This window comes from Thiopseudomonas acetoxidans (genome assembly GCF_030362935.1).
Taxonomy (GTDB): domain Bacteria; phylum Pseudomonadota; class Gammaproteobacteria; order Pseudomonadales; family Pseudomonadaceae; genus Thiopseudomonas; species Thiopseudomonas acetoxidans.
On record NZ_JAUCDY010000009.1, the window covers coordinates 33,908 to 60,508 of the forward strand.

General features: G+C 44.2%; 15 protein-coding genes. 11 read left to right on the forward strand and 4 right to left on the reverse strand.

Annotation, left to right across the window (positions count from 1 at the left end):
• Nucleotides 1–99 precede the first annotated feature (99 nt).
• The 10 genes from QEZ41_RS08320 to QEZ41_RS08365 all read left to right on the forward strand — a co-directional run bounded on the left by QEZ41_RS08320 (nt 100) and on the right by QEZ41_RS08365 (nt 12,390).
• Nucleotides 100–1,659 (forward strand): hypothetical protein, encoded by a 1,560-nt coding sequence (locus QEZ41_RS08320; protein ID WP_289410967.1) that lies wholly within the window; start codon nt 100–102, stop codon nt 1,657–1,659.
• Nucleotides 1,656–5,372 carry a tyrosine-type recombinase/integrase gene (locus QEZ41_RS08325; RefSeq protein ID WP_289410968.1) on the forward strand — a complete coding sequence of 1,239 codons (3,717 nt, stop codon included), beginning with the start codon at nt 1,656–1,658 and terminating at the stop codon, nt 5,370–5,372. The genes QEZ41_RS08320 and QEZ41_RS08325 overlap by 4 nt, the downstream gene beginning before the upstream one ends.
• A 525-nt stretch (nt 5,373–5,897) precedes the next feature.
• Complete coding sequence (locus QEZ41_RS08330) at nt 5,898–6,686, forward strand: ANT(3'')-Ia family aminoglycoside nucleotidyltransferase AadA5 (RefSeq protein WP_000503574.1); 789 nt, start codon at nt 5,898–5,900, stop codon at nt 6,684–6,686.
• Between the two features lie 109 nt (nt 6,687–6,795).
• Complete coding sequence (locus tag QEZ41_RS08335) at nt 6,796–7,140, forward strand: avidin-fold protein (RefSeq protein ID WP_289410969.1); 345 nt, start codon at nt 6,796–6,798, stop codon at nt 7,138–7,140.
• 106 nt (nt 7,141–7,246) lie between these two features.
• On the forward strand, nt 7,247–8,707 hold the full coding sequence (locus QEZ41_RS08340; protein ID WP_289410970.1) for a hypothetical protein: 1,461 nt from the start codon (nt 7,247–7,249) through the stop codon (nt 8,705–8,707).
• An 82-nt stretch (nt 8,708–8,789) separates the two neighbouring features.
• Entirely contained in the window at nt 8,790–9,416 is a 627-nt protein-coding gene (locus QEZ41_RS08345; protein ID WP_100562782.1) for a LysE family translocator, read from the forward strand.
• Between the two features lie 87 nt (nt 9,417–9,503).
• Nucleotides 9,504–10,367, forward strand: a complete 864-nt coding sequence (locus QEZ41_RS08350; RefSeq protein WP_289410972.1) for a hypothetical protein — start codon at nt 9,504–9,506, stop codon at nt 10,365–10,367.
• Between the two features lie 29 nt (nt 10,368–10,396).
• The gene (locus tag QEZ41_RS08355) at nt 10,397–11,752 is read left to right on the forward strand and encodes a KAP family P-loop NTPase fold protein (RefSeq protein ID WP_289410973.1); all 1,356 of its coding nucleotides are present in this window, start codon (nt 10,397–10,399) and stop codon (nt 11,750–11,752) included.
• Between the two features lie 147 nt (nt 11,753–11,899).
• Nucleotides 11,900–12,160 carry a transposase gene (locus QEZ41_RS08360; protein WP_286640193.1) on the forward strand — a complete coding sequence of 87 codons (261 nt, stop codon included), beginning with the start codon at nt 11,900–11,902 and terminating at the stop codon, nt 12,158–12,160.
• A 5-nt stretch (nt 12,161–12,165) separates the two neighbouring features.
• Nucleotides 12,166–12,390 (forward strand): hypothetical protein, encoded by a 225-nt coding sequence (locus tag QEZ41_RS08365; protein WP_289410975.1) that lies wholly within the window; start codon nt 12,166–12,168, stop codon nt 12,388–12,390.
• 144 nt (nt 12,391–12,534) lie between these two features.
• Here the strand turns inward: QEZ41_RS08365 and QEZ41_RS08370 are convergent.
• Nucleotides 12,535–13,513 (reverse strand): IS5-like element ISPa51 family transposase gene (locus tag QEZ41_RS08370; protein WP_289410976.1). Its coding sequence is split into 2 segments (ribosomal slippage): nt 12,535–13,194 and nt 13,196–13,513, totalling 978 coding nucleotides; the frame shifts between segments, so codons are not numbered across the junction.
• 619 nt (nt 13,514–14,132) lie between these two features.
• On the opposite strand from QEZ41_RS08370, the gene QEZ41_RS08375 reads away from it, so the two are divergent.
• Complete coding sequence (locus tag QEZ41_RS08375) at nt 14,133–14,927, forward strand: IS3 family transposase (protein ID WP_289410977.1); 795 nt, start codon at nt 14,133–14,135, stop codon at nt 14,925–14,927.
• Nucleotides 14,928–15,381: 454 nt separating this feature from the next.
• Here QEZ41_RS08375 and mads8 read toward each other — a convergent pair whose 3' ends face one another.
• From mads8 to mads6, 3 genes are read right to left on the reverse strand one after another with little or no spacing between them, the layout of a single operon-like run.
• Nucleotides 15,382–20,820 carry a methylation-associated defense system ATP-binding protein MAD8 gene (mads8, locus tag QEZ41_RS08380; RefSeq protein ID WP_289410978.1) on the reverse strand — a complete coding sequence of 1,813 codons (5,439 nt, stop codon included), beginning with the start codon at nt 20,818–20,820 and terminating at the stop codon, nt 15,382–15,384.
• Nucleotides 20,817–22,463, reverse strand: a complete 1,647-nt coding sequence (gene mads7, locus QEZ41_RS08385; RefSeq protein WP_131261582.1) for a methylation-associated defense system protein MAD7 — start codon at nt 22,461–22,463, stop codon at nt 20,817–20,819. The genes mads8 and mads7 overlap by 4 nt, the downstream gene beginning before the upstream one ends.
• Complete coding sequence (mads6, locus tag QEZ41_RS08390; RefSeq protein ID WP_289410979.1) at nt 22,460–26,593, reverse strand: methylation-associated defense system protein kinase MAD6; 4,134 nt, start codon at nt 26,591–26,593, stop codon at nt 22,460–22,462. The genes mads7 and mads6 overlap by 4 nt, the downstream gene beginning before the upstream one ends.
• Between the last annotated feature and the right edge of the window lie 8 nt (nt 26,594–26,601).

Genomic DNA, 26,601 nt, shown 5'->3' on the forward strand with positions numbered 1-26,601 from the left:
AGCTATCAAAAATGACACTCACCCAGCTGCATGGTGCTCCAATTATCCACCACAAAACACCATGCTGCACGGGCCAAGACTCAGAGGGCCAGCACCTATATGCAACACATACACAGTCTTGGAAGGCTAGCAAAAACTCTGGAGTCAGCCGACTCACATTTTCATCTGCTGCTAAAAATTGAGTCAATACTCGATATTGATTTATCGTTCCCTGCACCCAAAAATCTGGTCGAGACACTCCTGGAGTTGCTGCCACATTTAGAGCCATTGCACCTAGCAAGCCAGTGGCTGGATGTCATGCAATATACAGCCCAAACTAACGAGGCAAGGACATGGCCGCGCACAGCTAAAACTGGGCCTGATAGAAACCCTCTGAATCGTAATTTCACACGCTATCCGATTTGTGCATATCTATTGCAAGATGGTCATTTTAAAGCAGCACAACAAACTCTAGGTTTGAAACTTCTATTCCTAAACGCTTTGTTAAGGCGCAATTCTTCTGATGGGCTTATTAGTCATGCCATTCAGCTACGTGTATCAACTCGGACGAATACAGATGATCTGCAGATACTTCTATCATTACCGGAATTTACGGGTGAGTTCTTTAACTACTATCAGCAGCTCAGGGACTCAGTACAGCTGTTAATAACTACTGAAAATCAGAGTCCATTATTGAGTAGTCTGCGTACCCTACTTGAACTAGCACCAGCTGCTAGACCAGCACAAAGTACAAAAAGTCGCGCACAATTCGAACCGGAAGTAGCAAAGACAGTTTTGACGCCAACTAGTGAAAACACACAAACACCTGCAAAGAATATTTCGTCCCTAAAGCTTGACAGCGACCATGCTGAAAACAATGAGCCACCTGAATTTATTGACGTGTTCTCGGCTGTTTTATATGCGGATAACACTAATGATGAAAACGATTTAGATCTGGTTTCTCCTCAGCTGCTAGATGAGTCAGCAGCAGATAGCCAGGCGCAAACATCTGAATACTGGCTGCGTAGACATCACAGGCTTGTACCAACGGACTGGGGGCGTCTCACGCGTATTGAGCGCAAGCATTTGGCACACTCAATTAAAACAGGCATGGCATCAGCTGATGCTAAACAAGCTCTGAGTGCGGCAATTCTTGGTTCCATGTATGTGACCGGCTTAAGCATCGAGTCTTTACTTTTAACGCAAACAGGCCCAGATCAAACATTCACAAACAGCGGTTCTTATATCAGGGAAATTCAGCTACCAGAAGGAGCTTTTAACCCCAGTCCGGAACAACTATCTGCCCTTCAGCCAAAAGCCAACAGAATCATCCTGCAGTTACCTGAGCCAGTAAGGCAGTGGATATCGACTACATGTACTGGCGAAACAAAGCCACTTGGAGAATTGCTTAACCTCCAGCAGAAAGAAGCAGCACAGTTGGTTAGATCGTTATTACATGAGATTCGTCAGGATGGATTATTCCAGCGTATCAGGTTAGAGCGAATTCCTGCTGCATTGGCTCTTGAAGCCACTTTGGCATACCAAGATCCACTGGTCACATATCTAGTTGCTGCAACCGCAAATCAAGCACCACCTAAACTCTCGTACTACGCGGCGTACCCTGTAGAGATGATTCAACAAATATACTCTCAGGTAACACAGGAGATGCTGAACCCATGAGTCGTACAGGATACTACCCAGCAGAAACCACTTTTAATCGGCTCATTCAACAGGCGGCAGCCCGAATCACCACTGCAATGGAATCGGATGATATTGCAGAACGCCATAATGCATTTACTGACTACACGCTCGCTCTGCTATTTTGCGCTACCGGGCATAGACCAGTGGTAGATCCAGTCCACTCAAAAAATCTTTTCGACTTAGATAAAGGTTGGTTGCTGATTTCAGACAAAGTGGTACATGAAGAGCGTAGCTGGCGTGTTGTTGCTCTGCCCGAAATTGCCTGCCAACAGATGCAGCACTATCTAGACTATTTGCCGAGATTGGCAGCTTGGTTAGACCAAAATCCAACTTATTTTAAAACTCGTAACCAAGTACGCAGCCTTATAGCTGGAGCTGATCCGATTCCATTATTTTTCTACTTGGATTTAACAAAAGGTGATCCAGTACAGTCGATTATACCGTCAAAAATGATTGAGCGATGGCGTGACTACTGGCACCTCCCCATCAATTTTTTACGTCATACAACAGCAACAGAGTTGAGCTTGAGTACTTCACAAGCCGCACTTGCTCAAATCCAGCTTGGCCACTTTACTGGAAGCGATCACCCCTTTGGCTCGACTGCTAGCGAGTCAGCGCAAACGGTACTGTCAGAAATACGTACACATGCTCAGGCCTACATGAAAAAGCTAACCTGGGAGGCAATACCATCGCCTGTCCGGCTCCCAAAAAACGCTACCTCGCTGAAGGTGTCACCCAACAACATCAGTTCTGTAGAGAAAAAAATACTGGGTTTTGCCCTGCGGCAAAAGCAACGCAGGCTGAAGTCCGGCCAAAACAAAGACATTATTCGAGCAGCTTTAGCCCAAGCTACAAATGAAGCTGAAAGGATTAGCACAACTGAGCACATTCAAGATGCTGCTAAATATATCGCAGTACACGCACCCGTATCTCAAACCAACCGCTGCTTGAAGCTACTCTATAGGTTTATTTCACGAACCAGAGAAGGCAAGAAGCTACTGAGAAATCAAGCGCAGCTTCGAGCTATTAACGTGGAAGCGTCGCCATTTGAGGCGGGCTCAATAACTGCTTATAAAAATGCTGAGTCACTACGCAAAAACTTCCTTGAGCATCTAAATAACTCATACGGCAAGCAGCCACCATGCCCTACACGCAGAACTGCTGAAGTAATAATTGCAGCCGCTCTTTTTGGCAGGTTTGGCAATACCACTTTTCTGCAAGCAATCCCGAAGGCTTTGTCTGCTGAGACTTATCAATACGCTGGGCAGTTATGCGTTGAAATACCATTATCAGAGAATAGTACTGAAGCAGTTTTCAGGTGGCATCCTGACGACATATGCCACGCTTTGATTCAAGGCTTTTTCAGAATTAAAAAAACCACAAGCACCACAAAGCAAACACTGCGTTCAATGATATCTGAAATGCTCATAGCAGCAGGAGCCGATAAGCCAGCCAATGTTTGGCAGTATCTAGCTGAGGTCGGTAAAAGCTTAGCCATATTTGAAGTGCCAGGACACGCATCCGATTTTCTAAGCGGCAAGCTGGTCAGCGTCTCTATTCCTCGACCACAATGGATTCGCTTACTCAGCGGCAAAGCATTGCAAACAAATACAACGCTATCAGATAAACAAACAATAAGACCGCCGGTTAGCGTGACCGGCTTCACAGCAACGAGCAGCCCCGAAAAAGATTCACGCGTATTTATGCGGCTGCTACGTCAGTTAATTAATCAGGCGGCCAGTACACCTTCGGCAGGAAATCAAAAACTTTCCACAACCAAGAAGCGCAAACTTGAGGAGCTAATAAAAGAGGATGTCATCCCAAAACAAAAATTGATGCCCCAGCTAGCTATGCTGCTGATGGCATGGGCTATTCACCTCTGTAAGTTTGGAACACGCTCTAAAAAAGATATTGCCTTCAGCACTGTAGATAAATATGTCTGCATGGTAGCCAGAGCATTACTAAACACCATGACAAATATCGATTTTCTTTCTCTTGAAGCCGATGCGTACGAAAACTACTACCTTGAAATACTTGAGTCGCAACCGGAACACCGTAGAGAAGATGTTGCTGGCCGACTGTATGAATTTCATTGTTTTTTATCTCAAGCTTACGCAGTTGAGGAGCCCGCTTGGAGCGAGATTTTCAGACTATCAAATCTAGGAAAAAGTGAAGGGTTTGCTGATGCTAACTTCATAGCCGAGGATGAATACTTAGCCATTATTGAATCAGTGAAGCAAAGCAGCTTTTTATCAGACCGATTACGTGCTCAATACGTGGTACTGCTTATGCTTGGTTACAGATTTGGCTTGCGATTTGGCGAAGCGCATCGCCTACAGTACCGAGATGTTCAAAAGTACCAAGGTGAAATCAATATTGTCGTACGCAACAGTATTTACGGTGAGACTAAAAGCAGTGCTGGCCAACGAGTTGTGCCATTGCTAGAAACGCTAACTGAAACAGAAACTAGTGCTTTTACACAGCTGTTAGCATGGGCTGGAGTCCAGTGGCAAACTGACAAACAAGCGGCATTGATGGCTGAGGCTAGCAACTCGCGGGATTTAATCGAGCGCAACCAAACAATTGCGACACTGGGTCAGTATATAAAGCTCAAAACTGGTGACAGTAATTTGCGCTTTCATCATCTTCGCCATAGCTGGGCCACACGGCTGTATGCATATCACTACTCACGACAGTCTGAGAAAAAGCACCCGCTGGCAAGTAAAAGCATCGTGACTCAGTATTGGACTGATTTCATAGGCAGCCATAACACTACATATCCGCTCTCCAGCATATCAACTGCACTTGGCCATCTGCACGAGAGCACCACACTGACAAGCTATGTTCATGCAATTGATGCATGCTTAAATCTTGAGGCAACGCATCAACAACCATCAGCAAAGGTATTTGCCTATGCGTTGCAAATCTCACATGACAACTCAAGACAGCGAATAAAGCGCCAGACCCTATTTAATCTAGACAGCTCGATTCCAGTCGCAGACGTTCCTCTACAGGAGCGCCCAGAAATTATTAATCAAAGCTGTTTGGAAACGACCAAGCATATAATCCAGCCAGTAGATATTGAACGCCTACTGATTCGCCTGCGCGAAACAAAGCAGGCAGTCGATCTTGTTGCTGATGAGCTCTTCATCGATACTAAAACGGCATATGAAATTATAGAGTCAGCATCGCTTGCTGAGCAAGCTACAGGCTTTGAGTTTTATCAGGTTGAAATTTCTCATAATCATTTACTGACTATAGACGAAAGCGAGAGAGAGAAGCTGATTGAGCAGCTGTCGCAACAAGCAGCTTACACACTGCAAAATAATAATATAATTTTAACTCTAGAAAATAAAACTCATGTAATTGAAAAGCTGAATGAGCTTGATAAAACTGAGCTTAAACTCGCATTTACAACTTGGCAGCGTACGCTAAAAAAATATGAAAATATTATCAATGATACAAGGTCACAAACAGCCCTTGAGAGTATACGAGAAAAGCTATTCCCAGAGCTGGCTTTAGAAATAAAAGATATACCAAATAGTTATTCAGGTGAAAAAAGTTTAGCCAGGAAACTTTCTAGCAAAGAGGTTAAATTAATCTCAACAAAACAGCGTAATAACTTGATAAATAGCAAGCAAATGCTTACTAGGATATTTTTTATTTTATCAGTTTATTTTTACATGGTATGAAACAAGGGTGAACTGTAAATAATACTTATAACTGCCAAGATTAAATATAATTTGTTTGCCCGCCTTATTCATCGCGCTGGCCATTAAATAAACTAGCCTCCTGTTTTAGGGCAGCTCAGTGTGAGCAGAATAAGCAGCGAAGGCACTGATTTTTGCTTAGTAAAGGCATGAATCGTAGGGTATGGCTCGATCGTCTGGAGCGCTAGCTGGTAGATAAACGCTAGAGACTAGCTATTTACACAGTTTATTTTAGTCTAGCTTTCGAGAGGCGCGCACTTTAACGATAAGAGGTGCTCGTTTTTATGCTGAAAGCAACAATAAAGACATGTAAATCATAGGGTTATGTTTTTTGTGTTCAGGATAGTGCGCATGCCATTAGCAAGATAGACGGCATGCTTGAATTGCACCTGAAGGATGGCTTGTTTTTATTGATAAAGGCTTTATTATTCAGAGTCATATACTAATTAAAGCCATGCCGGATCTAGCGGTAAAACGAGCATGCATACTAATAAGCTGTTAGGCATCATGGGTGAATTTTTCCCTGCACAAGTTTTCAAGCAGCTGTCCCACGCTCGCGCGGTGGTCGAGCGCCATCTGGCTGCGACACTGGACACAATCCACCTGTTCGGATCTGCGATCGATGGAGGGCTGAAGCCGGATAGCGACATAGACTTGCTCGTGACCGTCAGCGCCGCACCTAACGATTCGCTCCGGCAGGCGCTAATGCTCGATTTGCTGAAAGTCTCATCACCGCCAGGCGATGGCGGAACATGGCGACCGCTGGAGCTAACTGTTGTCGCTCGAAGCGAAGTAGTGCCTTGGCGCTATCCGGCGCGGCGTGAGCTTCAGTTCGGTGAGTGGCTCCGCCACGACATCCTTTCCGGAACGTTCGAGCCTGCCGTTCTGGATCACGATCTTGCGATTTTGCTGACCAAGGCGAGGCAACACAGCCTTGCGCTTCTAGGCCCATCCGCAGCCACGTTTTTCGAGCCGGTGCCGAAGGAGCATTTCTCCAAGGCGCTTTTCGACACTATTGCCCAGTGGAATGCAGAGTCGGATTGGAAGGGTGACGAGCGGAACGTCGTTCTTGCTCTTGCTCGCATTTGGTACAGCGCTTCAACTGGTCTCATTGCTCCTAAGGACGTTGCTGCCGCATGGGTATCGGAGCGTTTGCCTGCCGAGCATCGGCCCCTCATCTGCAAGGCACGTGCGGCGTACCTGGGTAGCGAGGACGACGACCTAGCAATGCGCGTCGAAGAGACGGCCGCGTTCGTTCGATATGCCAAAGCAACGATTGAGAGAATCTTGCGTTGAGCGGCATGTGCGAAAAGTGCATCGACCCGCGCCGAGGGCATCTGATGCCCAACTCGGCGTTCAAGCGGACGGGCTGCGCCCGCCGCTCAACTATGCGTTAGGAGTACTTATGAACTATAACAATCGCATATTTTGTGGCAAATCCAATTCGGCGAATGGTGAGGTCAGCGAATCGACACGTTTTTATTACTATCAAAACGCAGATCGAGTTTGGGCTGATTACTCTGGCGGTGAGATTGTAAGTGGGCATCTTCAAGGGAAGGTATTTGCCGATGGCAGCCTTGAGTTTATGTACCATCACGAAAATATTCACGGTGAGTTGATGGCTGGCAAATGCTGTTCAACACCTCATCAGAATCCAGATGGAAAGCTGGTTCTCAAGGAAAGTTGGCAATGGTTTACTGGGGATCAAACGACAGGAACATCAGAGCTTGAAGAAGTTGTCGAATCCTAACAAACACCAGCACATTCGCTCCCTGCGGTCGCTGGACTCGCAACAAGTTGCTCGCCTGTGTGGTGAGCGTTATGCATCAAAATCGAAGTAAGGTTGCTGTTTATAAATGGATAATTTAAAACTCAAAATTTCAACCAAAATTCTTGATTTAGTCGAAGGCCTTCCTCGATTCAGAAAAGGCACGATTTCAAGTTTACAGGATATTCGAGAGCGACAGAAAAAATGGTCGTCTAAAGAATTTGAAAGGCGAAACGCGCCTAAAGAATCAAATATCGAACTAAGCCAAATAACTTTGATTTTAACTTTTGAGCACGAAGATTTTAATAATGTAATAAAAGGGTTGAAGCAATATTTCCCCAAAAATGAAAAAATACAGACGTTTGTTACATCTCTTAAAGAATCTGTAGATAAACTGCATGCAAGTAGTTGGCACAATCTCGGCTATATAGCTAGGGAGCAAGGGGTTTACCTTCCTGATGTGGCTGTAGATGAAAGCCTACCTATAGACGTTAAAAATGTTTCATTATCGTTTCACAGAATACTTCCATCAGTAGCATGCATCATATTTGAGTTTCAGTTAAATGATTCAGTAAGCAAAGCATTAAGTGCGATTCAAAATCAGATTTATCTTGGACCCGTGGAATTCAAAAAGTTATGGCCTCTTAGTAGTCTACATCGTGGATACACAATGGGCACAGGTAACGATTGTGCTATTAAATCTATTAACAATAAAAAAGACTCCGTCAGAAAAGAAATTGAGGCTTGGGTTAAAAAAGGCTTTAGCTGGAAGCCTCAAACAATGGAAGCAGCCTCATATATTGATGTTTACAAAATATCAGGAAACCCAACAGACCCAGATGAACGCAGAAATTGGCTACGTGAAAATAGTGGCTGGCTTAATGAATACGGAATAGATGCTAATGGATTTGATACTTTAGAAGGAGAAGACTTTTTAGTTTCAAGACCAAGATCTACCAATCAGGAATATATGGTATCAGATGTGGTGGCCAAATTTGATTCAAAGAGTGAATCAGAATTTGGTGATTTTCTTGAATATAAAGTGAGAGCTATAGCTGTTTCATCTACGATTTTTAGCGTTATAGAAAAATACAGAAATAAAATTGAAATTTTGCGTGGTCATGGCTTTAAAAACCTTTACAAAAGAAAAAAACTAACTCGAAAAAACCAATACAACATTCAGGAGCTAAAGAGAACGATAGTAATTATTTCGAGGTTTGAGCACGAAGTTAAGCAGTCAGGACATTGGATTGCACACTCAATTTCAGAGGTTGGTGAACTGATAGACCTACTTAGAAAAGAGACTGTGAATTTAGGAAAAAATACGATTGATAATGCAAATTATCAGCTGAAGCAAGTTAAGGAAGCTGCAGCCATAATCGACTCAGGACTGACAAACTATTTGTCAGTACAAAGCATATATGTGATGTATAAACTTCAAAAATGGATGTTTATACTATCCATTGTAGTAACAATCGCTACGATTATTGGTGTATTGTCTGGATGGAGTAATCTTAAGCTTCTGGTTTCTGGTTGGATAAATGCATAACAAGTTGCTGCACTCGGAAAAATTACTCGCTGCGCTCCTAATTTTCCGGTGAGCAAGGCGTTAGGCTAAAAAGAGAACAAAAGTGGATATAAGCATTTACTTAATATTTCTTGTCACTACGGTGATGCTAATTTTAGTGCCCGGTCCGGCTGCAATCACAGTCGCAGCCCAGGGGGCTTCGCATAACTCTCAGCGAGCATTTTTTGGTGTGCTTGGTGTGGCAAGCGCCGATGTCTTATTTTTCGCTTTGTCGGCTACAGGTATCGCCTCGCTAATACTTGCTTCCAACCTAATGTTCTCAGTGATTAAATGGTTCGGTGTGGCCTACTTGCTCTATCTTGGTATCTCGGCCCTATTCAGCAAATCGGGAGTAATTAAGCTTTCGGCAGAAAGAAAAGAAAGCACTCGAAAAAAACTCTTCTCACAAGGATTAGTAGTCCAGCTAGCTAACCCGAAAGCGCTTATGTATTTTACAGCGCTACTTCCACAGTTCATTGATCCGTCGAAGCCTGTGCTGTTTCAAATGCTACTTATGGGCGCGTCTTGCTTATTAGCTGATATTGTTGTGTACAGCGTATTCAGTCGGTTAGGCGATCGCATAGCAAAGCAACAACTTCAATCGTGGGTCACAACACTTATCAATAAGGCAGCAGGTATCACGCTGATATCAACTGGCATCAAAATGGCTTCATTGGAATATGGAAAATAGCCTAACAAATAGCTCCACCGGACAAAATACTCGCTGCGCTCGCATTTTTCCTGTGAGCTAGGCGTTAGGCCCACTTAAGGATTAAGTATGGATGATATACAGAGCATGCTCTCCAAGATTCAATCTGAGCGTGAGGCTAAAATCATTGAGCACAAGAAACATCTCGAATCCGATGAGTATCAGAGTTCTCTCAGACTTCTAGAAGTGGTTACTTTCGACTTCATAAAAGGCATGAAGTCATGTTCAATGTATTGCAGCCGAGGCATTGATTTCCGAGATAACTCTCTTTCGCTTAGTCATATTGATGATTATTTCATGTCAGCGATTATGATCTTGACGATGCTCAGAGAAGGAGGGATAAATCCCGCGAAAAGAGAAATGCGCTATCTCATTGATTCGAGCATGCGATACTTGTTTGTCGATCAGCAGTTGTGGAGAGGAAAACTAAATGAAAAAGTTTTATATTTTGACAAAAAAATAGATAAGTCGAATATAAAATACATTAACGATATTGACCTTCATATGATCGACGACCAAGGCTTAAAGAAGTCATTTTGTTCCGAATACACTCAGGCCTATTATAAGGCTTGCGAGTATGTCCATGCTTCTATAAGACAAATTGAAGAGCGGTTTGCCCTGTATGAGCAGGGTATCACGATAGGGTTGGAGCGAGCTGAGCAACTGCAAGAAGTGGCGGAACTATTAAGCGAAGTGTACTCGACCCTTTTAGTCTTTACGTTCCACGCATCAGGTGTAAGTACAGTCGGCGATCTTATGGTAGACACCCTTTCACCACAAAATGACTGGGTTTACAACGGCAATAAGTATATTGCTGAAATCGACCGGCATTTTGATTACAAGCATGAGCGTAAAGAAGTTCTTCAGGAGCTAGAGAAAATGCGCGCGGAAAGGGCTTGGCCTAACAAGGCATTGCAGCGGACAAGCCGCTGAATGCGGCGTTATACCCATTCGAGACGCCTATGAAACTTGTCACTCCCTCCTTGGTGGTTGAAGATTCAGACGGATTCAGGAACGACGTGCTCCAGCGCCAACAGTTTGGAGAAGCTCTATCAAATTTGGTCACTCGCTCGACGGACGAACTAGTAATCTCGCTTGATGGTAAATGGGGTGAGGGAAAAACGACATTCGTAAAGATGTGGCAGGGCCTTTTGAATGAGAGAGGCATTCCGAGTATCTACATCGACGCGTTTCAAAATGACTACACGGAAGATGCATTCATGTCGATTGCGAGCGCAATCACTTCGTACGTAGATCAGCACTCCGCCGAATCTCAGAAAAGCTCGGATTTTAAGGATAAAGCAAAGAAAGTCGGGGTACGCCTGCTCTCATGGACAGCGAAGATCGGCATCAAAGCAGCAACACTTGGAATCATCAAGGAATCCGACATTGAAACCTTGTCTGAGATAGGTGACGACGTTGCCGCCGATACTTCCGAAACAATCGCAGATTTGGTCAAGGAGCGTCTTAGCGCACACGACAAAGAGACTGAACTCATCCAGTCATTTCGAGAGTCTCTATCGGACCTGCCAGCAAATCTGATGGATAACAGCAGTGGTCGTCTTGTTATCGTTATTGACGAACTAGATAGATGCAAGCCTTCCTTCGCAGTGGAGGTTCTTGAGAAGATAAAGCACCTCTTTTCCGTCAAGAATGTTGTCTTTCTGCTTGTGATGCATAAGCAACAACTAGAGGAAGCGATTAGGAGCGTATATGGGAGCAATATTGACGCCCACACCTATCTCCAAAAATTCATTAACGTTGAAACATCCATTCCAAAGAGGATTACTGACCGATACAGCAACGACATTGAGTTGTACACCAAGAAGTTACTTCAATTGCATGAGATTACAACCTGGGGCGATGATCGCAATATCGTTGATTGCTTGATTCCTTTGGCTCAGCATTTCAATCTTTCGCTGAGACAGTTGGAGAAAGTTTTTACAAACTTGGCGATCATCTACACCACGTCAGGAGAGAATCATCTTCGACTCGTTCCTGTCATTGTTTTCATCGCAGTCGTCAAGGTCATCAACCCGAATGTGTTTGGAAATCTCCTATTGGGGAGAATATCGTTTTCGACGCTGTGCGAACAACTTGGTCTTCTTGGACTTAACGAAGAAGAGGAAGGCAAGCGCAAGTTGTTTTGGCTGATGAATTGGATTCGCTTTTCAATGCTCACTGAATCCGAGTATCAAGGCATTGACGCGGACGATCCGATTAAGGGGTTCGGACAGTCACTTTGGCGGTACAACGTAGATAGAGAAAGCCTACTTCCAATATTCTGTCAGAAGCTGAGCATGTTCACCGTGAACTAGCCATGTATAACACGGCGCTCAACCCTGCTCCCCTCGGACGCTGGACGCTGCGCGACAAAGCCGCGCAGCGCCTGTTTGTAACTACCCCGTAAAATAATACAGATTACTCGTAGAATTTCTTTTAAGCTAAACGAAAGGAGTTTGACGATGAGCAAACGAAAGACTGAAAGCCAAATTGTGGCGATTTTGAAAGAAGCTGAAGTTGGTATGCCGATCAAAGACCTCTGCCGTAAGTATGGCATCGGCAATTCAACGTTTTATAAGTGGCGCGAAAAATACGGCGGTATGGAAGCATCCGATGTGCGCCGTTTAAAAGAGCTTGAAGAAGAAAACCGTCGGCTCAAACAAATGTATGCGGATTTGAGCCTAAAATCGCAGATGCAAGAAGATATTATAAAAAAGCTTTAGCACCTGTGGCAGAACGAAAAGTTTGGGCACGTGAGCTACAGGTGCAGTATAACGCGAGCGTTGTAACCTGCTGTAATGCGGTTGGCATCAGCCGTACCGCTTATTATTACGAACCTAAGTTAACCGATGACACTGCAATCATTGATGCACTCAATGCGTTGATTGAAAAACATCATCGCTGGGGTTTTCCTAAGTGCTTCAAACGTCTTCGCAAGCTAGGGAACCGCTGAACAAATTCGCTCAAGCGAGCGAATTTATCAATTTTACAAATCAGCTCTGAAAATCGAGCGTCAGAGTCATAAAAACATCTATTTTTGAACGGTTTTACCCGTTTTTGCTGCTTTTCCGGGCAGCATCCCGGTTTTTAGGCGGATTTATCCCGCCAACGACATACATCGCTTCGACAAAAATAAGTTCGCCAAAGCAAACAGGCTATACAACTGGGCGGTATTTTTCGCCAGACCACGGTAGCGCGTCTTGCGATGGCCAAAGTGCACCTTGACCCAATAAAACGGATGCTCAACCTTGGCGCGAATCTGGCTCTTGAGCTGCTCGATTTTATCTACAAGTCGACCTTCTTCTGTACCACTTTCACGCAGCTTGCGGCGCTTCCCGTGACGCATGGCAATCACCCAGTCTACCTTTTTGCCCTTGTTCTCTTCTCGTTTCTCAACGCCCTGATACCCTGAGTCACCATAGACCTCCTGCTCTTCGCCATGCAGCAAGGCATGCGCCTGGGTGACGTCGTGAGCGTTCGCGGGAGTCGTAACCATCGTATGCACCAGGCCGCTGGCCGCATCAACGCCGATATGAGCTTTCATGCCAAAGTAATACTGGTTACCTTTCTTGGCGTGACGCATTTCAGGGTCACGGCTTTTGCTTTCGTTTTTGATAGAAGGCGGCGCAGAAATGATGGTGGCATCAACGACCGTGCCCTCCTTCAGGTATAGCCCTTGAGTCGCCAGCTGGTAATTGACTGCAGCAAAAATTTGCTGGGTCATATTGTGAGTTTCCAACAGTCGCCGAAAGCGCAATTAAGGTGGTTGCATCCGGCACGGCATCACGCCCAAGGTCGATGCCCATAAAGAGCTGAATCGCCGCGCTGTCATAGACCGCATCCTCCGTGCCTTCATCGGAAAACCCCATCACCTGTTGCAGGATGTACATGCGCAGCATTCGAGAAAGCCCCATGGCTGGCCGGCCTTGCTTGCCATCTGTTTTGGGATAGTGCGGCTCAATCACCGCCTCCAGAACAGGCCAAGGCACCAGGCTTTCCAGGTCGGCAAACAGGCGATCGCGGCGGGTTTGCTTCTTTTTGCTGGCGAACTCGGCGTCGGCGAAGGTGATTTGCATGGGTACGGACTCAGTGTTGACGAATTGGGCTATTTTACCAAGATATGCGCTGGGGATGGGGTTTGTTCAGCGCCTCCTTAGCTGTTGTCGTTTTATCTGAGGCCATAGTAAGAACTCCTTTAGCTATGCTCAATTTTCGACGCCAATTTCAGTCAGATTGTTGCGTGTTTACAGGCAGCCTACGTCTATGAACCAGTAGAAAACAGCACGCACACTTACAAAACCCCGAACCCTGACACAGGAACAAAGGCAGTGCAACAAAATAAACCAAGCTTCCAGCCCAGCATTGCAATAAAGATATGCGTTGTTACGGATGACTCAGCCGGCCATCACCGAACAGCCCAGCTCATTGCGCCTATCATTCATCCTTAAGCGTGTTGGCGTAAAAAACAAGAGAACCGTACATGATGGCAACCAGTGCCAACATCATGCCAATACCGCCAAAGGCTATTATTGTACCCGTCATTTTTGTTTCTCCTTTTTGGTTTGCATCGTTGATGGCACGAAATCGTGCTGCTTCAGCTAAGCTGTAGCCTTACTCTGTAACAAAAGCAATGACAAATACCGCGTAAGTAAATCTTGGTGTGCGATTTATTAATTCAATAAGCTCTTAGCACCTGTGGCAGAACGAAAAGTTTGGGCACGTGAGCTACAGGTGCAGTATAACGCGAGCGTTGTAACGCGCTGTAATGCGGTTGGCATCAGCCGTACCGCTTATTATTACGAACCTAAGTTAACCGATGACACTGCAATCATTGATGCACTCAATGCGTTGATTGAAAAACATCATCGCTGGGGTTTTCCTAAGTGCTTCAAACGTCTTCGCAAGCTAGGCCACAGCTGGAATCACAAGCGAGTATATCGTGTTTATACTGAGTTAAAACTGAACCTGCGGCGCAAAGGCAAGCGGCGCGTGCCTAACCGCAACCCTGAGCCTCTGGCTGCGCCTAGTGCGCTGGGTAAGTGCTGGTCAATGGACTTTATGAGCGACAGCTTACACAACAAAGTCCGGTTTCGGACATTCAATGTTATTGATGATTTTAACCGCGAAATACTCGGCATTGATATCGCGACCAGTATGCCATCGTTGCGTGTAATACGTTATCTGGACCAGCTGGCTGAATGGCACGGTTACCCTGAGAAAATTCGCGTTGATAACGGCAGTGAATTTACCTCAGAAGTCTTCACCAGCTGGGCAAAAGTGCATGGCATTATGATTGATTACATCAAACCTGGTTGCCCTTACCAGAACGCATACATTGAGCGATTTAACCGAACGTATCGTGATGATGTACTGGATTTATATATTTTCAACAACCTGAATGAGGTAAAGCAAATAACCGAAAACTGGATTGAGTTATATAACACTGAACGACCACACGACTCACTGAATGACATGACGCCGTTAGAGTAGCGAAATGCGGCATAAATTCTCTACGAGATGACTGTGTTATAAATGGGGTATTTACAGCTGCACCACCTTTGTGGGCCGGAGAATGATGTGTGGATGAAAGCGAGTTTTGGTACCGTAACTCATTACGGTATCAAAAATTAGAAGCCTGAAAAAAGAGTAACCCCTCACAGGGCGCTGATCTAACGGGTAGCGGGAGGGGTGTTGTTGGTGCGATTTTAATATCAAAAGCGCCAAATAGCTCGATATTTTTGTATATGTCGCTACCTCTAACCTGCTTGCCTTTGCTTCAATTAGAACTGCCCAGAATTTCTGGGTGATCGCATTTGCGCGAACCATCGTAACTATCTTAGTACCGTAACTGGTTGCGTAACCAGCCACCCCCCGATAAATCAAAAGCTTAACCAACAAAAAACATCAATACAGTCAGCGGCTAAATATCAAGTGACCAAGATACTTACACGGCAGTCAAAGTATCCCCACCATGCTTAGTAACTCTTGGGCGACACTGAATCTTCATTGCGTCGCTGACAAATGCATTATCACTGGCTTTGCTAGACCAAATATATGCCTCACCTGGTTTTAACGCTCCAAGCTTCTCAGGCGTTAGTGATTTCAAACCGATACAGGCTTTTTGAATATGCTTTAACCAGTCCGGAGCGTTGAACTTATGCAGAATAATCTGTGATGAAAGCTGAATAAGTTCCACTGGTACAGATGGCGGATCTTGGCTAGCAATCATTACGCTGGTTCCCTTGTGACGCATCTCACGCACAGTTTCTACCAGGCCTTTTACGAGGTCGGGACTATCGATATATTTGTGACACTCATCAAAAACAATCAGTTTATTGAACGTCTCACCCTGATACTTTGCCTCCGAGAAAATTTGCAGCAAGACCACGAACAAGCCCAAAGCCTCATCTTTTTCAATAAACTCATCTCGCACATCAACAACGATCATTCGGCCAGGACGAATCAAGGAACTAACATTTATTCGGTCATCAATGTATTGTTCAGCAAAATCCAAACGCATGTCTGCTAGGTCTTTAAGTGAATCCGAAAGACTAGAGTTTTGTATTCCATCCCTTATCGCTTGGATCGAGAGGTTATTTCGATTTTTACGCATAATATTGCCTAGTTGGCGGATATATGCGGCTTGGTTGCCGATAGCCCCCATCAAAAATTTCCAGTGCCCGGCTTGCAATTCAGAAGAACAAAACTTCAACGGATGTACCTCAATTCCAGGGTACTCAGCACGACGTTCGTTTAACTTGTCTTCAGGAGCTAACAACACAACATCATCTAAGGAAGCTGGCTCCGCACCATATACTTCTTTAAGCTTAGCTAACTGCGTAACATCGTCATTTGGGGCTATCATCGACGTAAACTCAGGTTTATAGTCCTGAGTAGCACTGTAATGGAATATCACACTGGCCAACTCTTTATGCAGCGTATTGATCGATGGAATTGATTTAGTTGCCATCTCCACAACTGAGCCTAATGTATAGCTTTTGCCCCCACCTTGAACACCAAATAAACTTAGTGTGTGTGTATGGTTTAAATCTAAGGCTATTTTCCGTCCATGGACCTCTCCCAATAGGCCAAACTGAGCAGAGTCACCGTTGACACCAAGAACAATATCATGGGGAACGACCTCAATTTTATTACCCGTTGTGATGTTAGGGATGTGCAAATTTTCGTCAGACTCTGGCTCTGGCTCTGGCTCTACAGTATTAGTTATTGCAGGAGCTGGATTACCAACAGGTTTTACTTCTTCAACGCCCTGATTAATCGACGGCGAAACAGTAGCTGGCTCATCATCATTAAAAGGCAGTACTTTAATCGTTTCATCTTTCGAAGTATCTGGCCGCTCAGGTAAAGTGATCGCAGCTTGAGATACTAATTCAGTCCAAGATACGGTTCTATCTCGCTCTTTATGTAAAAATTCGGCCGAAGTTAACTTAGGCAGCGTTAGCTCAAGTGAATCCAACGTTCCTTCACTGAGTTCATTATCCTCAGGCACTTTAGCGGAGAGCAATTCGTCAATATGGTTTCGCCCAACACGATGAAACTCGATACCAACTTCTTTTTCAACGCCAGAACTATTCTGACCGAAATCAAAAATAACTGCACTTCGGGTAATTGAAAGCTTGTATCCCTGTTCCAAGGTCCGAAGCAAAAATCTCGCCTCCTCAACAACTTCAGAAGTCAATAAACCAAAACGTTCAGATCGTTTAAGGTAATGTTCAAGAAGGACACAGAGCTTTTGTGTTTTAACCAAGCGATCAGGTCTATCCGGTGTTGTACGAGTCAAATCAAAATGACGCTGAAGAACACGTTCAGATTCCGAGATTTGCTCAGCAATACTCTTTTTTAAACCTTCGTACTTCGTCATATCGCCGACTTCTGAATAACACTTAACTTCGACTAAATTACAACGAATTGTGCGTGATGAAGCATCTAAATCGAACAATGCTAAATCAGTTCTTTTAAAGCTAACGTCAGCACCAAGCTCCCCATCTCCTTTTTGAAGCTCGGAATATAGCTCTAGGTGGGCATCTAAAGGAACAATGATCTGATCTTTGAACACCCCCTGGTATTCAAGATAAAGTTTGGATAGCGCCAACCCTAAGGCTTCCGACTTTGAAGCGCTATTTGAAGCCAGTTTTAGTGCAAGCCTGCCTGACAACGCTCTAAGTGAGTCTAAAACCCTCGTCGCCTTATTAACATCAGGAACAATTTGATGCTGTTCTAAGGTCCCTCTCAATAATGCTTCTATTTCTGTAGTAGAACGCGAAGTAATAACAAAGTTGTGCGTGTTTGAAGAAGCCATTTCAGGGCTGTGATCAATCAGATAATCTGGACGACCATCTTTACCACCGTGATCAAAAAATTCAATGCCCAAATTTCTATCCACAGTGAATACCCAATCACTGACTTCGTGTAATTGATTTAACAAAGCTCTTTCAGCGCTATCAAGAGCCAACCTGACTACAGGCACCTGTTCTAAAGAAAAGTCGCCCGTCGCTAATGATGCGGTTATTCCCGACATCATTTTAGGCAGTTTGGCAACAGTCTCAGATATCTGGCCACCAAAAAGCATTTTCGCAGCACCATGTCTCGTGTGACGATCCCAAGCAACAACCCCATTCTCATCGAAGTAATCAATGCAATAGTCCTGATACAACCCATATATAGGCGCAACTTGTTCATCTGCCTGCGGTTTTACTACCGATAACTCTTGTGCAGGGAACACATCGAATAACATGCTTAGATGAGACTGAAACTCATCAGGCGAATGCTCAAACTCAGAGCTAGCTCTGAGCGAAATGCTTAACTTTGGCTGCAAGTGATTTTCTGCTGAATGAAATAGCTGATTTTCATTCTCACTGTCTTCGCCACTATTTATCAGCTTAAATAAATCAGCGCCTACTTCTGTCGCGTATGGGTCAGCTACGAATAGACGAATATCAAAACTAATATGCTTTAGCTCCGGTTTCTTTCTCAAAGCCAACAACATGCCCGCTACGGCTCCCGCAGACCCCGCGTTAAACACATTGATCGATAAACAGTTCACATAGGGATGTTGTATCAGATATCTTTCGACCTTAGTGGCGAGAAAGGCACTACTTTGCTTACCAACTTGCTGGTAATCATTTTTAATTCCAAATGCAGTTTTGATTTTATCAATGAGTGCTTGTGGCTCTTTTTCTTGTGCAGACGACAGAATACTCCAAAATGGATGAATACTATCAAGTGCGACCATCAACTGGCCTTGAGAGTCTGGCAGAACATAAGGAAAATTGGTTAATGCGAGTTCTTCTAATAAACTGTTTTTAGTTCCTACCGCTATTTCCTTACCAACCTTCTCACTCTGTCTTGCCCAAGCTTCCGCAAGAGAAGCCCATCCACCTAGCCATAAAGCCCTCAGTGGATGTGTAGGCCCCAGTAACATGGCTTTTTTATAGCTGCCGTCATAATTCCATATCACGATTGAAAGTGAATCCAAGCGAAGTAACGCGGCTAATTCAGTCGAATAGTCATGTCCATTTTCAGTTTCCTGAAATACCGCTGCTAGGTATTCTAGATAGCTGTTCGAATACAGGTAGGCCTCATGTGATGAAGACACATAATCATGAGCGACAGAAATTAGCTCTTTCTCATCTTGATGTATAATTTGAAAGTACGTTTCACGTGCCACTTTAAACTTTTCAAACTGGCTTTCTACACCCTTTATTGGCCAATCTACAGCATCGGCACCAGACTCACTTGCTTCTTGATTGCGAATTTCTACACGCCAAGTCAAAGCGGCCATTGGATTAGCTAGAATTTTTTGCTCAAAGTTTTTTAAGTAAGTGGTAACGGGGATTTGAATACCACTTCCTTTCTTGAATTTCACATTGACGATCGACTCAGCCTTACTCTTACTATCCTGCCAAGTCGTTTCCATTACTTCAGCATTGGCAAATTTCTCAGTTTCGATGACGTTGGCAAATTCAGCTTTAATCTTCGCATGCGCTAATGACGCCTCTCTGACTTTTCGCCCCTCAATTGGCTCAACCTCTGCATCTGCTGCTGGCAATACATAAAACAGATCACTTTCATTAATTCGTGAGCCAGCTTCCTCCGCACTGGACGTACCCCACGGTATTGGACACTGTTTGTCATCAACCAAAGGTAATAATTCATCGTTTTCATCAAACGCTTGAATTCGAATGTAATGCCAACCTTCTTCCCATTCGATTCCAGTCAACTTGTTAAACGTGATTGTAACTGTGGATTTTGATGTAGCTTTACCTACCTTAATTAACCCAACAAAATCACCTTGTTGAGTAAACACCTGAGCTTTATATTTCGCTAAACCATTAACTTCACTAGGCTTTGGTGAAACAGAAAAAGTCACAGAAAACTTTTTCAAACCACCTTGGCCAGTAGTTAATACTTGTTGGCCAATCAGTTGTTGCAAGTTTGGATCGGTTTCATCATCAGGAATAAGCGGCAAACCCACTTCAGTCACCGTTAAACAAACCGCATCAGTGGCATCTTCCTCATACTGAAAGCGCCATTTATCAAAAGTGAGTGCCCAGTTGCTGCTATCCACCACTAATTGCTTGCGCCAACTGCTATCGAGTAGATTTTCCTGATCATTTAAAAAGAGCGCTAATCTCTTGTTAAAATCTTCACCTTCTAGTTGCAGGTCATAAACGGTTGCAATCGCTGATTTCTCAGAGCGGTTTATAATTTGTACACACTCACGATTTTTAACTAATTTGCGGACCAACATGGAATGATCTTGATGCAACTCAAGATCAGGAATCAACCCCAGCTCGTAAAGAGCAGCACCAGCAATACTTGGATCAAAGCCATTAACCTTAATTGTTAGCGCGTATCGCAACCATTGATAATCACTGAGTTTTAGCGCCGCCTTTTCTTGAAGAATGAAGTAAATTTCGTCTAACAACCGCTTAATCGGATCAGGGGATTCAGCCTTTACTTGATTAAACGCAAGCCAATAAGCATCTGAAATATCAATTTGTTCAAAGGTCGCAGCACCAAAAGAGTCTTCAGAGGACGTTTTTAATTCATTGGGTACAAAAATCAGTAATGGCTGGCGAAGCTGGCCGTGTTCATCAGGGTTTCGCAGTTCAACAAGCTTGGTACTGGTAACCGAAAAATTGCGCGTCGCTTTCTCTGCCAATACGGCAACCTGGGCATACTCAACCGCACCTGATACGACTTCACTAAGCTGATACATCAGCTCTGTTTCTAAATCAGATACCTTCATGCAGTGGCCTGCACCGCGAGTTTCTAGTAACAACTTAAACTTAGGTACAAGGACACTGATTAAGCTGCCGTCAATATCTGACTTAATAACGGTTTGAATTCCCTTAATCATGCGTTATGTCCTTTCATACTCTCATTTTGCTTACTATTTATCTGATACCTTGGAGTAACCGTTTGTGTTACATACGCATCAGAAAGATCGCGATAAAAACCAATTTCTCGTAACCGGCGTTTAAAACCAGATAAGTTATCTCTAAGCGCTTTATTCACATCAATTGATGACTCACAGAAAGCATCTGTATCGGGTAACGAGTCAATAAAGATGCCATATCGTTCTTTTAAGAAAGTTAACAGCTCATCAACTCTTAACTCCTTGGTGTGAAAACCCAAGTCACCACCTTTGGTGAGTACTGCCAGCTGTAACAACACTTCTAGCAGTCGTCCATCAACGCTAAATCGACGTCCACCAGTGCTACCACTTTGTTGTTCTAACAAAGCACCAGGTTTATTCTTGAGCATAAAACTATCTAGGTTTTTGACTAGACCAGAGCGAATTGCATTACCTTGGACAAATAACAAAATCTCTATGTAGGTTTCATACTCAGGTAAGCCGAGCTGGGTAATAGCATGAATCTCTGGCGGAATGTCCTCTGACTCATGTGCAGATGACACTGACGCATCTAAAATCCCAGCGTTACGTTGACCAAAAAACTGATCGCGCTCTTGCTCTAACGGCGACTCCAGCAGAGTGAACAAATCAGGCACTGACATTTGTTTTATCGATTTTGCCCCCGATAATTTACCTTTTTTCGATAGATACTCTGCAAATTCATCGAGTTTTTTAACGCCGAAATAGGCTTTAATAAAAGCTGGAATACGCTTGTAGTGTAACGTCGCACTTTGCTCAGCCATCGATTCACTCAAGCTATTAGCGCCATTTGTCATGTCCACATAGAGCGCCGTCTTTTGTTTATTGCTCTCTTGGAGATTACGGCCCTTACTCTTAGCCAAAGCCGGTAGCAACTTAAACAATTTCAATTGGTATAGCGCCAGGTGAAAGGCTAACAATATCTTTATGTACTCAACCATCACTGAACGAGGAATATACTGGCGATACGTCAGAAGCTTAATGATATCTTCAGCTAAAATATCCGCAGCTTGTTGATTAAGCGGCGCAAACCGTTCTTGTAAGTCAGCATGATCCGGCGCGTCAGACTTTACTTGATCAGACAGTCTTAATATTGCCTGCGTTTCAACATCTACTTGCGACGAACTATCATACTGACCTGTCGTAGAATCGACACCAGCAAAGAAAAACTGTTTGAGTCGGTTAATCGCGGTCTGACCATTATTGGCATGATAAAGCAACTCATATACTTGCTTAGAGGCACCATAATCCCGACAATTTTTAGGATTTCGAAACAAATAAGTATTGCCGTGAAGTGGTCTCGGCGCAGCAACCGCTTCGTTAGCCTTGCCACGATTAATTAAGTCCACCAAGTGGGTTTCAATCCACTTTTCAATAGTAATAGGGGCTTGAGAAAAGTTTTTAAAATGCTTTCCATTACGAGAGTCTAGAAACTCGTCTTTAAACAACTCAACCGTCATACCTTTAGCACTTAGTTTACTAGAAGCGCCATTGTGCTTTAGCCGAGCGAATAGATGAGTTAAGACCCTATCCATTTCAACAATTTTGTAATCAAGATAGCTCACTTTATTGGTGCGAAAAGCCTTATCTTTTTTACCTAACTTCATGGCTGAACCTCCGCTACCAATCGTTCTAATTGCAACACACCACCTTCGTCGCGGGTTATTTTTTCATACTGTTGGCCGTTGGTAGTTAACAAAACCTCTTGATAAGGCGCTGAAGCCAGTACGTTCTTAAATACGGTTAAACTTAAATAAAAACTCTGCTCCGCTTGCGCCGAAGGCACGTAGCCTTGATTAAGACGATGCAGCATTTCAAACAAGTCCAAATCTAATTCCAACTCTGCGGTAAGGCCGGTTGCATCTTGGTACTTGAGCAATAGTGACTGCGGACTATGCTCCACAAATGACGAGTTCATCGCTGAGTCTTTCACTTCAATGGAAAAAACATCCGATGGGAATAAGCGATAACTTCTAATAGTGCCTAAGTGTACCTTACGTACTTGCATCGCCAGCTGGCCGTTAAAATACATCGGATTATGCAAACCTTCGCCACGGTTAATTGCATTAATGGCAAGCGATTTCGCTTCATTTAGTAACGTACTGTCTTCGAGGTAACGTACTAATAACTTCGCTGAACGATAAGGCAGTAATGTTTGCCAATTTTCTCCACGGCGCTCAAAGTAGGCCTTTCTACGTAACATCCCCACAACATTACGATGAGATTGATAGCGTTCTTTACTCTCACTTAAGGCAGTGCCATTAGGTAAGCTCTGATGAACATTGGCTAGCAACTGGCTTTCGTGATCACTGCGCTGTTCAAACTGCAACCAATCAACAGCATCTAAACCTAAAAAGTCCAGTCCGCGATCTAAGCGAACGTCAGACCCTTGAGCAATATCGGTTTCTCTTAGCAGCTTTAACAATCGATCTTGGGTATTTTCGCTACCGCACCAAGCGTTAAAGTAATAACCATGTAGAATTTTGTTGGCTTCGCCATTGGCGTATATTTCTTTAATTTCGTTACAGGAGTATTCACCGACTAGCATATAACTTAGTGCCGAGCGTAAATCTCGCATCGTGATATGTAACTGATTGCGTAAACTGGTCAGTTTGTAAATATACTTCAAACGCTCGATGACTTTTGGGCCAGTTTGCTCGTCTTGAAAGGTAGCAATATTGTGCTTAACGTAGCATTTGTCTTTTAGCGCACAATAATCACAGCCTTGCCAAACCTTGGCCGAGGTCATTTTTCCGATGATTCGCTCAAAAATAGACTCAGGTTGACTTTGCGTCGAAGCCAGCACATCGCGCATATTCAGGTTAACTACCGCCACGTCATTTTGCACTGAGCCATCTTTTAAACTTTGTTCAACTACGGCTTTTAGAGCAGAAAACCTTTCTGAATGTTGGGTTAAAAAGTCGACTAGCCGACCTTCGTTAATGGCAATTAACCGGGTCTCGTGATGTGGCCATGCATTTGAATCGTTACCTTGATAAACGCTAAAGAAGTCCTCCAGCACAGCATTATTATCTTTGCTGCCTTCATCTTGGCTGCCGTCATAGTTAATTAGATATTTATCACCATGAATTTCAAACCAACTTCCATTACCTTGTGGGTTTAAGTGAACGCTTGTTCCTTGCGCTTCAACTTGAGCCTCTAATTGCTGCAAAAATGCGGTTTTGCCATCACCTGCATTACCGGTAATCAGTACCAAGCGCAGTTGCCCAGCCAGAATTGCAGGAGCAAGCTCGGTATCTAAGGCGGTTTCAACGTAAATTAACTTTGCGTAATCATCTAAGCCACGGGTGCCGGCATTTGAGTACCGACTTTGGCTATACAGCGTCAGCATAAAATCATGAAACGCAGATTTACTCGGGTTAGAGCCGTCGGCAAGTGGCGGCAAATGAAACTGCGAAGTACTTTCTTCCGATAAAGTTTGCGCCTTTTTCAACTGCTGCACTTTATTCAGTGCTTTGAGCAATTGCTCGGCAGATTCAAAACGGTCAACTCGTTTAGGGGCGATCAGTTTTAGCAGTACCGCCGAGACATCATCGGTTAAATTAAAGCTCTGGGTAAACTCACTAGGATGACGTGCTAACTCGTCCATAGGTGGGCACTGCACATTGGCCCATGGGTATTCACCGGTCATGGCGCGATACAGGGTAATGCCCAAGGCATATAAATCCCTGTCAACCAAATCAGAAGCTTGCGGTGTTTCAGTAATGCTTAAATCCGGTGGTAAATACTTCCGTGAACCGCCCCCTAACGTTAGGTCTTCAGCATCTACCGATACATTAAAATCGATGATACGAACTTTACCGTCTTTCCAAATCAGATTTTGTGGCTTAATGTCACAGTGGAAAATATTGTTGTCATGTAAATGCTGTAAACCTTCCGCTACCTGCTTAGCCATGGTCCACACTTCGTGTGCCGTTAATGAGCGTTGCTGGATCAGCTCACTGACATCTAGCCCTTCAAGGTACTCAAAAACAATATAAGGAGGACCTTGATTAGGAAGTACGTCTGCATCGTACACCTTTACCACATAAGGGTGCTCTGGCAGTTTAACCAAGGTGCGGTATTCCTGCTTTAAACGCTCTAATACCGATTCTCTATCATTCAAAATCAGTTTCACTGCGCGCGAAACATCACCAAAGGTATCCGTTACCTTATAAACGATACCAAAACCGCCAGGTTTACCCAGCGGTTGCTGTACGACGTATTTATTAGTTAGCTGGTAGCCGCTCGGTAAGCGCTTGTAATTGACTGAAAGCTCATGGTTATTCTGCGTTTTAACACTCAGCTGTTCGGGTTTATTAGGCTCAATAGTTCCTACTGCTGCTTTGGGTTGCCAGAGTGCATTAAATTGCGCCAGCGCATCTTCAGGGCTTGGCCGTTGCAGTGCATCTTTGTGACATAAGGTTTGCAGCCAATCATCAAACTCTACTGGTAGCTGTTTATATCGTTCACTCAACTTTGTATTGAGCAGACACGATTTCTCAATAGCTTGCGTGACCGAATCAAAGGCCGCATCACCACTAAACAGCTCAAAAATAACCAGACCTAAACTGTACATATCCGAGGCGCAGCTCGCTGCATGGCTATCAGCCCAGAGTTCGGGGGCTTTATAACGGTTTGAGATCCGCTGCTGTACTTCGTCTGCAATCGTGGTGGTGTTTTCACTCCCTATCCGAGCGTAGTCAAAATCAATCAGCCTTGGCTGACCATCGGCCCCCATTAAAATATGCTCAGGGGTAATATTGCGATGGACTACGCCATTGCGGCATAAATGCGCTAACGCCAACAACAAATCATTAACGATGCGCTTTTTCTGATCCAATGTGAGCAGCGAGCTTGCGTCTTTAAGCTTTTTGCTAAGGATTTCGCCAGGAATATCATCGGTTAATAACAAGTATTTATCTTGCGCTTCGGTAACAAAGAAGTCTTTCACACCAATAATGGCGGAATGCGAGGGCATTTTTGCAATGGCACGATACGCGTTTTCAATCAGGCGCTTTTGCTTGCTGCGTTCTTCATCTGGTAAGTAAGGGTCGGCTTTATAGGCTTTAGCCAGCACAGTGCCGCCTTTGCGACCAGCGGTAATGTTAAATACACGGTATTCCGTAAAGTACTGATTATCGGTCAAGGTTTCAGCCACTTCCCAGTTACCAAAACGTACACCATGGCTACGCTTTTTGGCCGATTTACCCAAGGCCTCTGCGATAATCTGAATGTACTTAGTAACATTGCGCTCAAAGCGCTCTGGAATACGGGCACTGTCGGTGAAGAAACGGGTGCTGTTTTTTAGTGCCACTACATGGCCGCGCTCGCGATCTTCTGGGTCCTTGAACTCGCAATCATCTATGGTGAGCACCACCGCAGTATCCACATAGATGTTTTTTAAATCTCTATTTGCGCGATTCTGCTTACAAATGAGGCCCGATAACGACTTTGCATTGCCGCGTAATTTAGGTAGCGGTGAACGATAGCTGTTGTGGGCGGTGTGCCACATGGTGCCGTCCACCTCAACTTGGCCGTGGATGCCCTTGGCATCCACCAAGTAAATCGCATGGGGCGCAACAACACAGATATCCACTTCAAACAGCTGGTCATACTGTTCAACTTCAAAGCTATGAATAATAAAGTAATCGTCGGGTAACTTTTCTTTTAACCAAGCGATGGCTTTACGCTCTTCATCGTTAACCACATCACCAATTGCAAATACCTGTGCCATAACCTCTC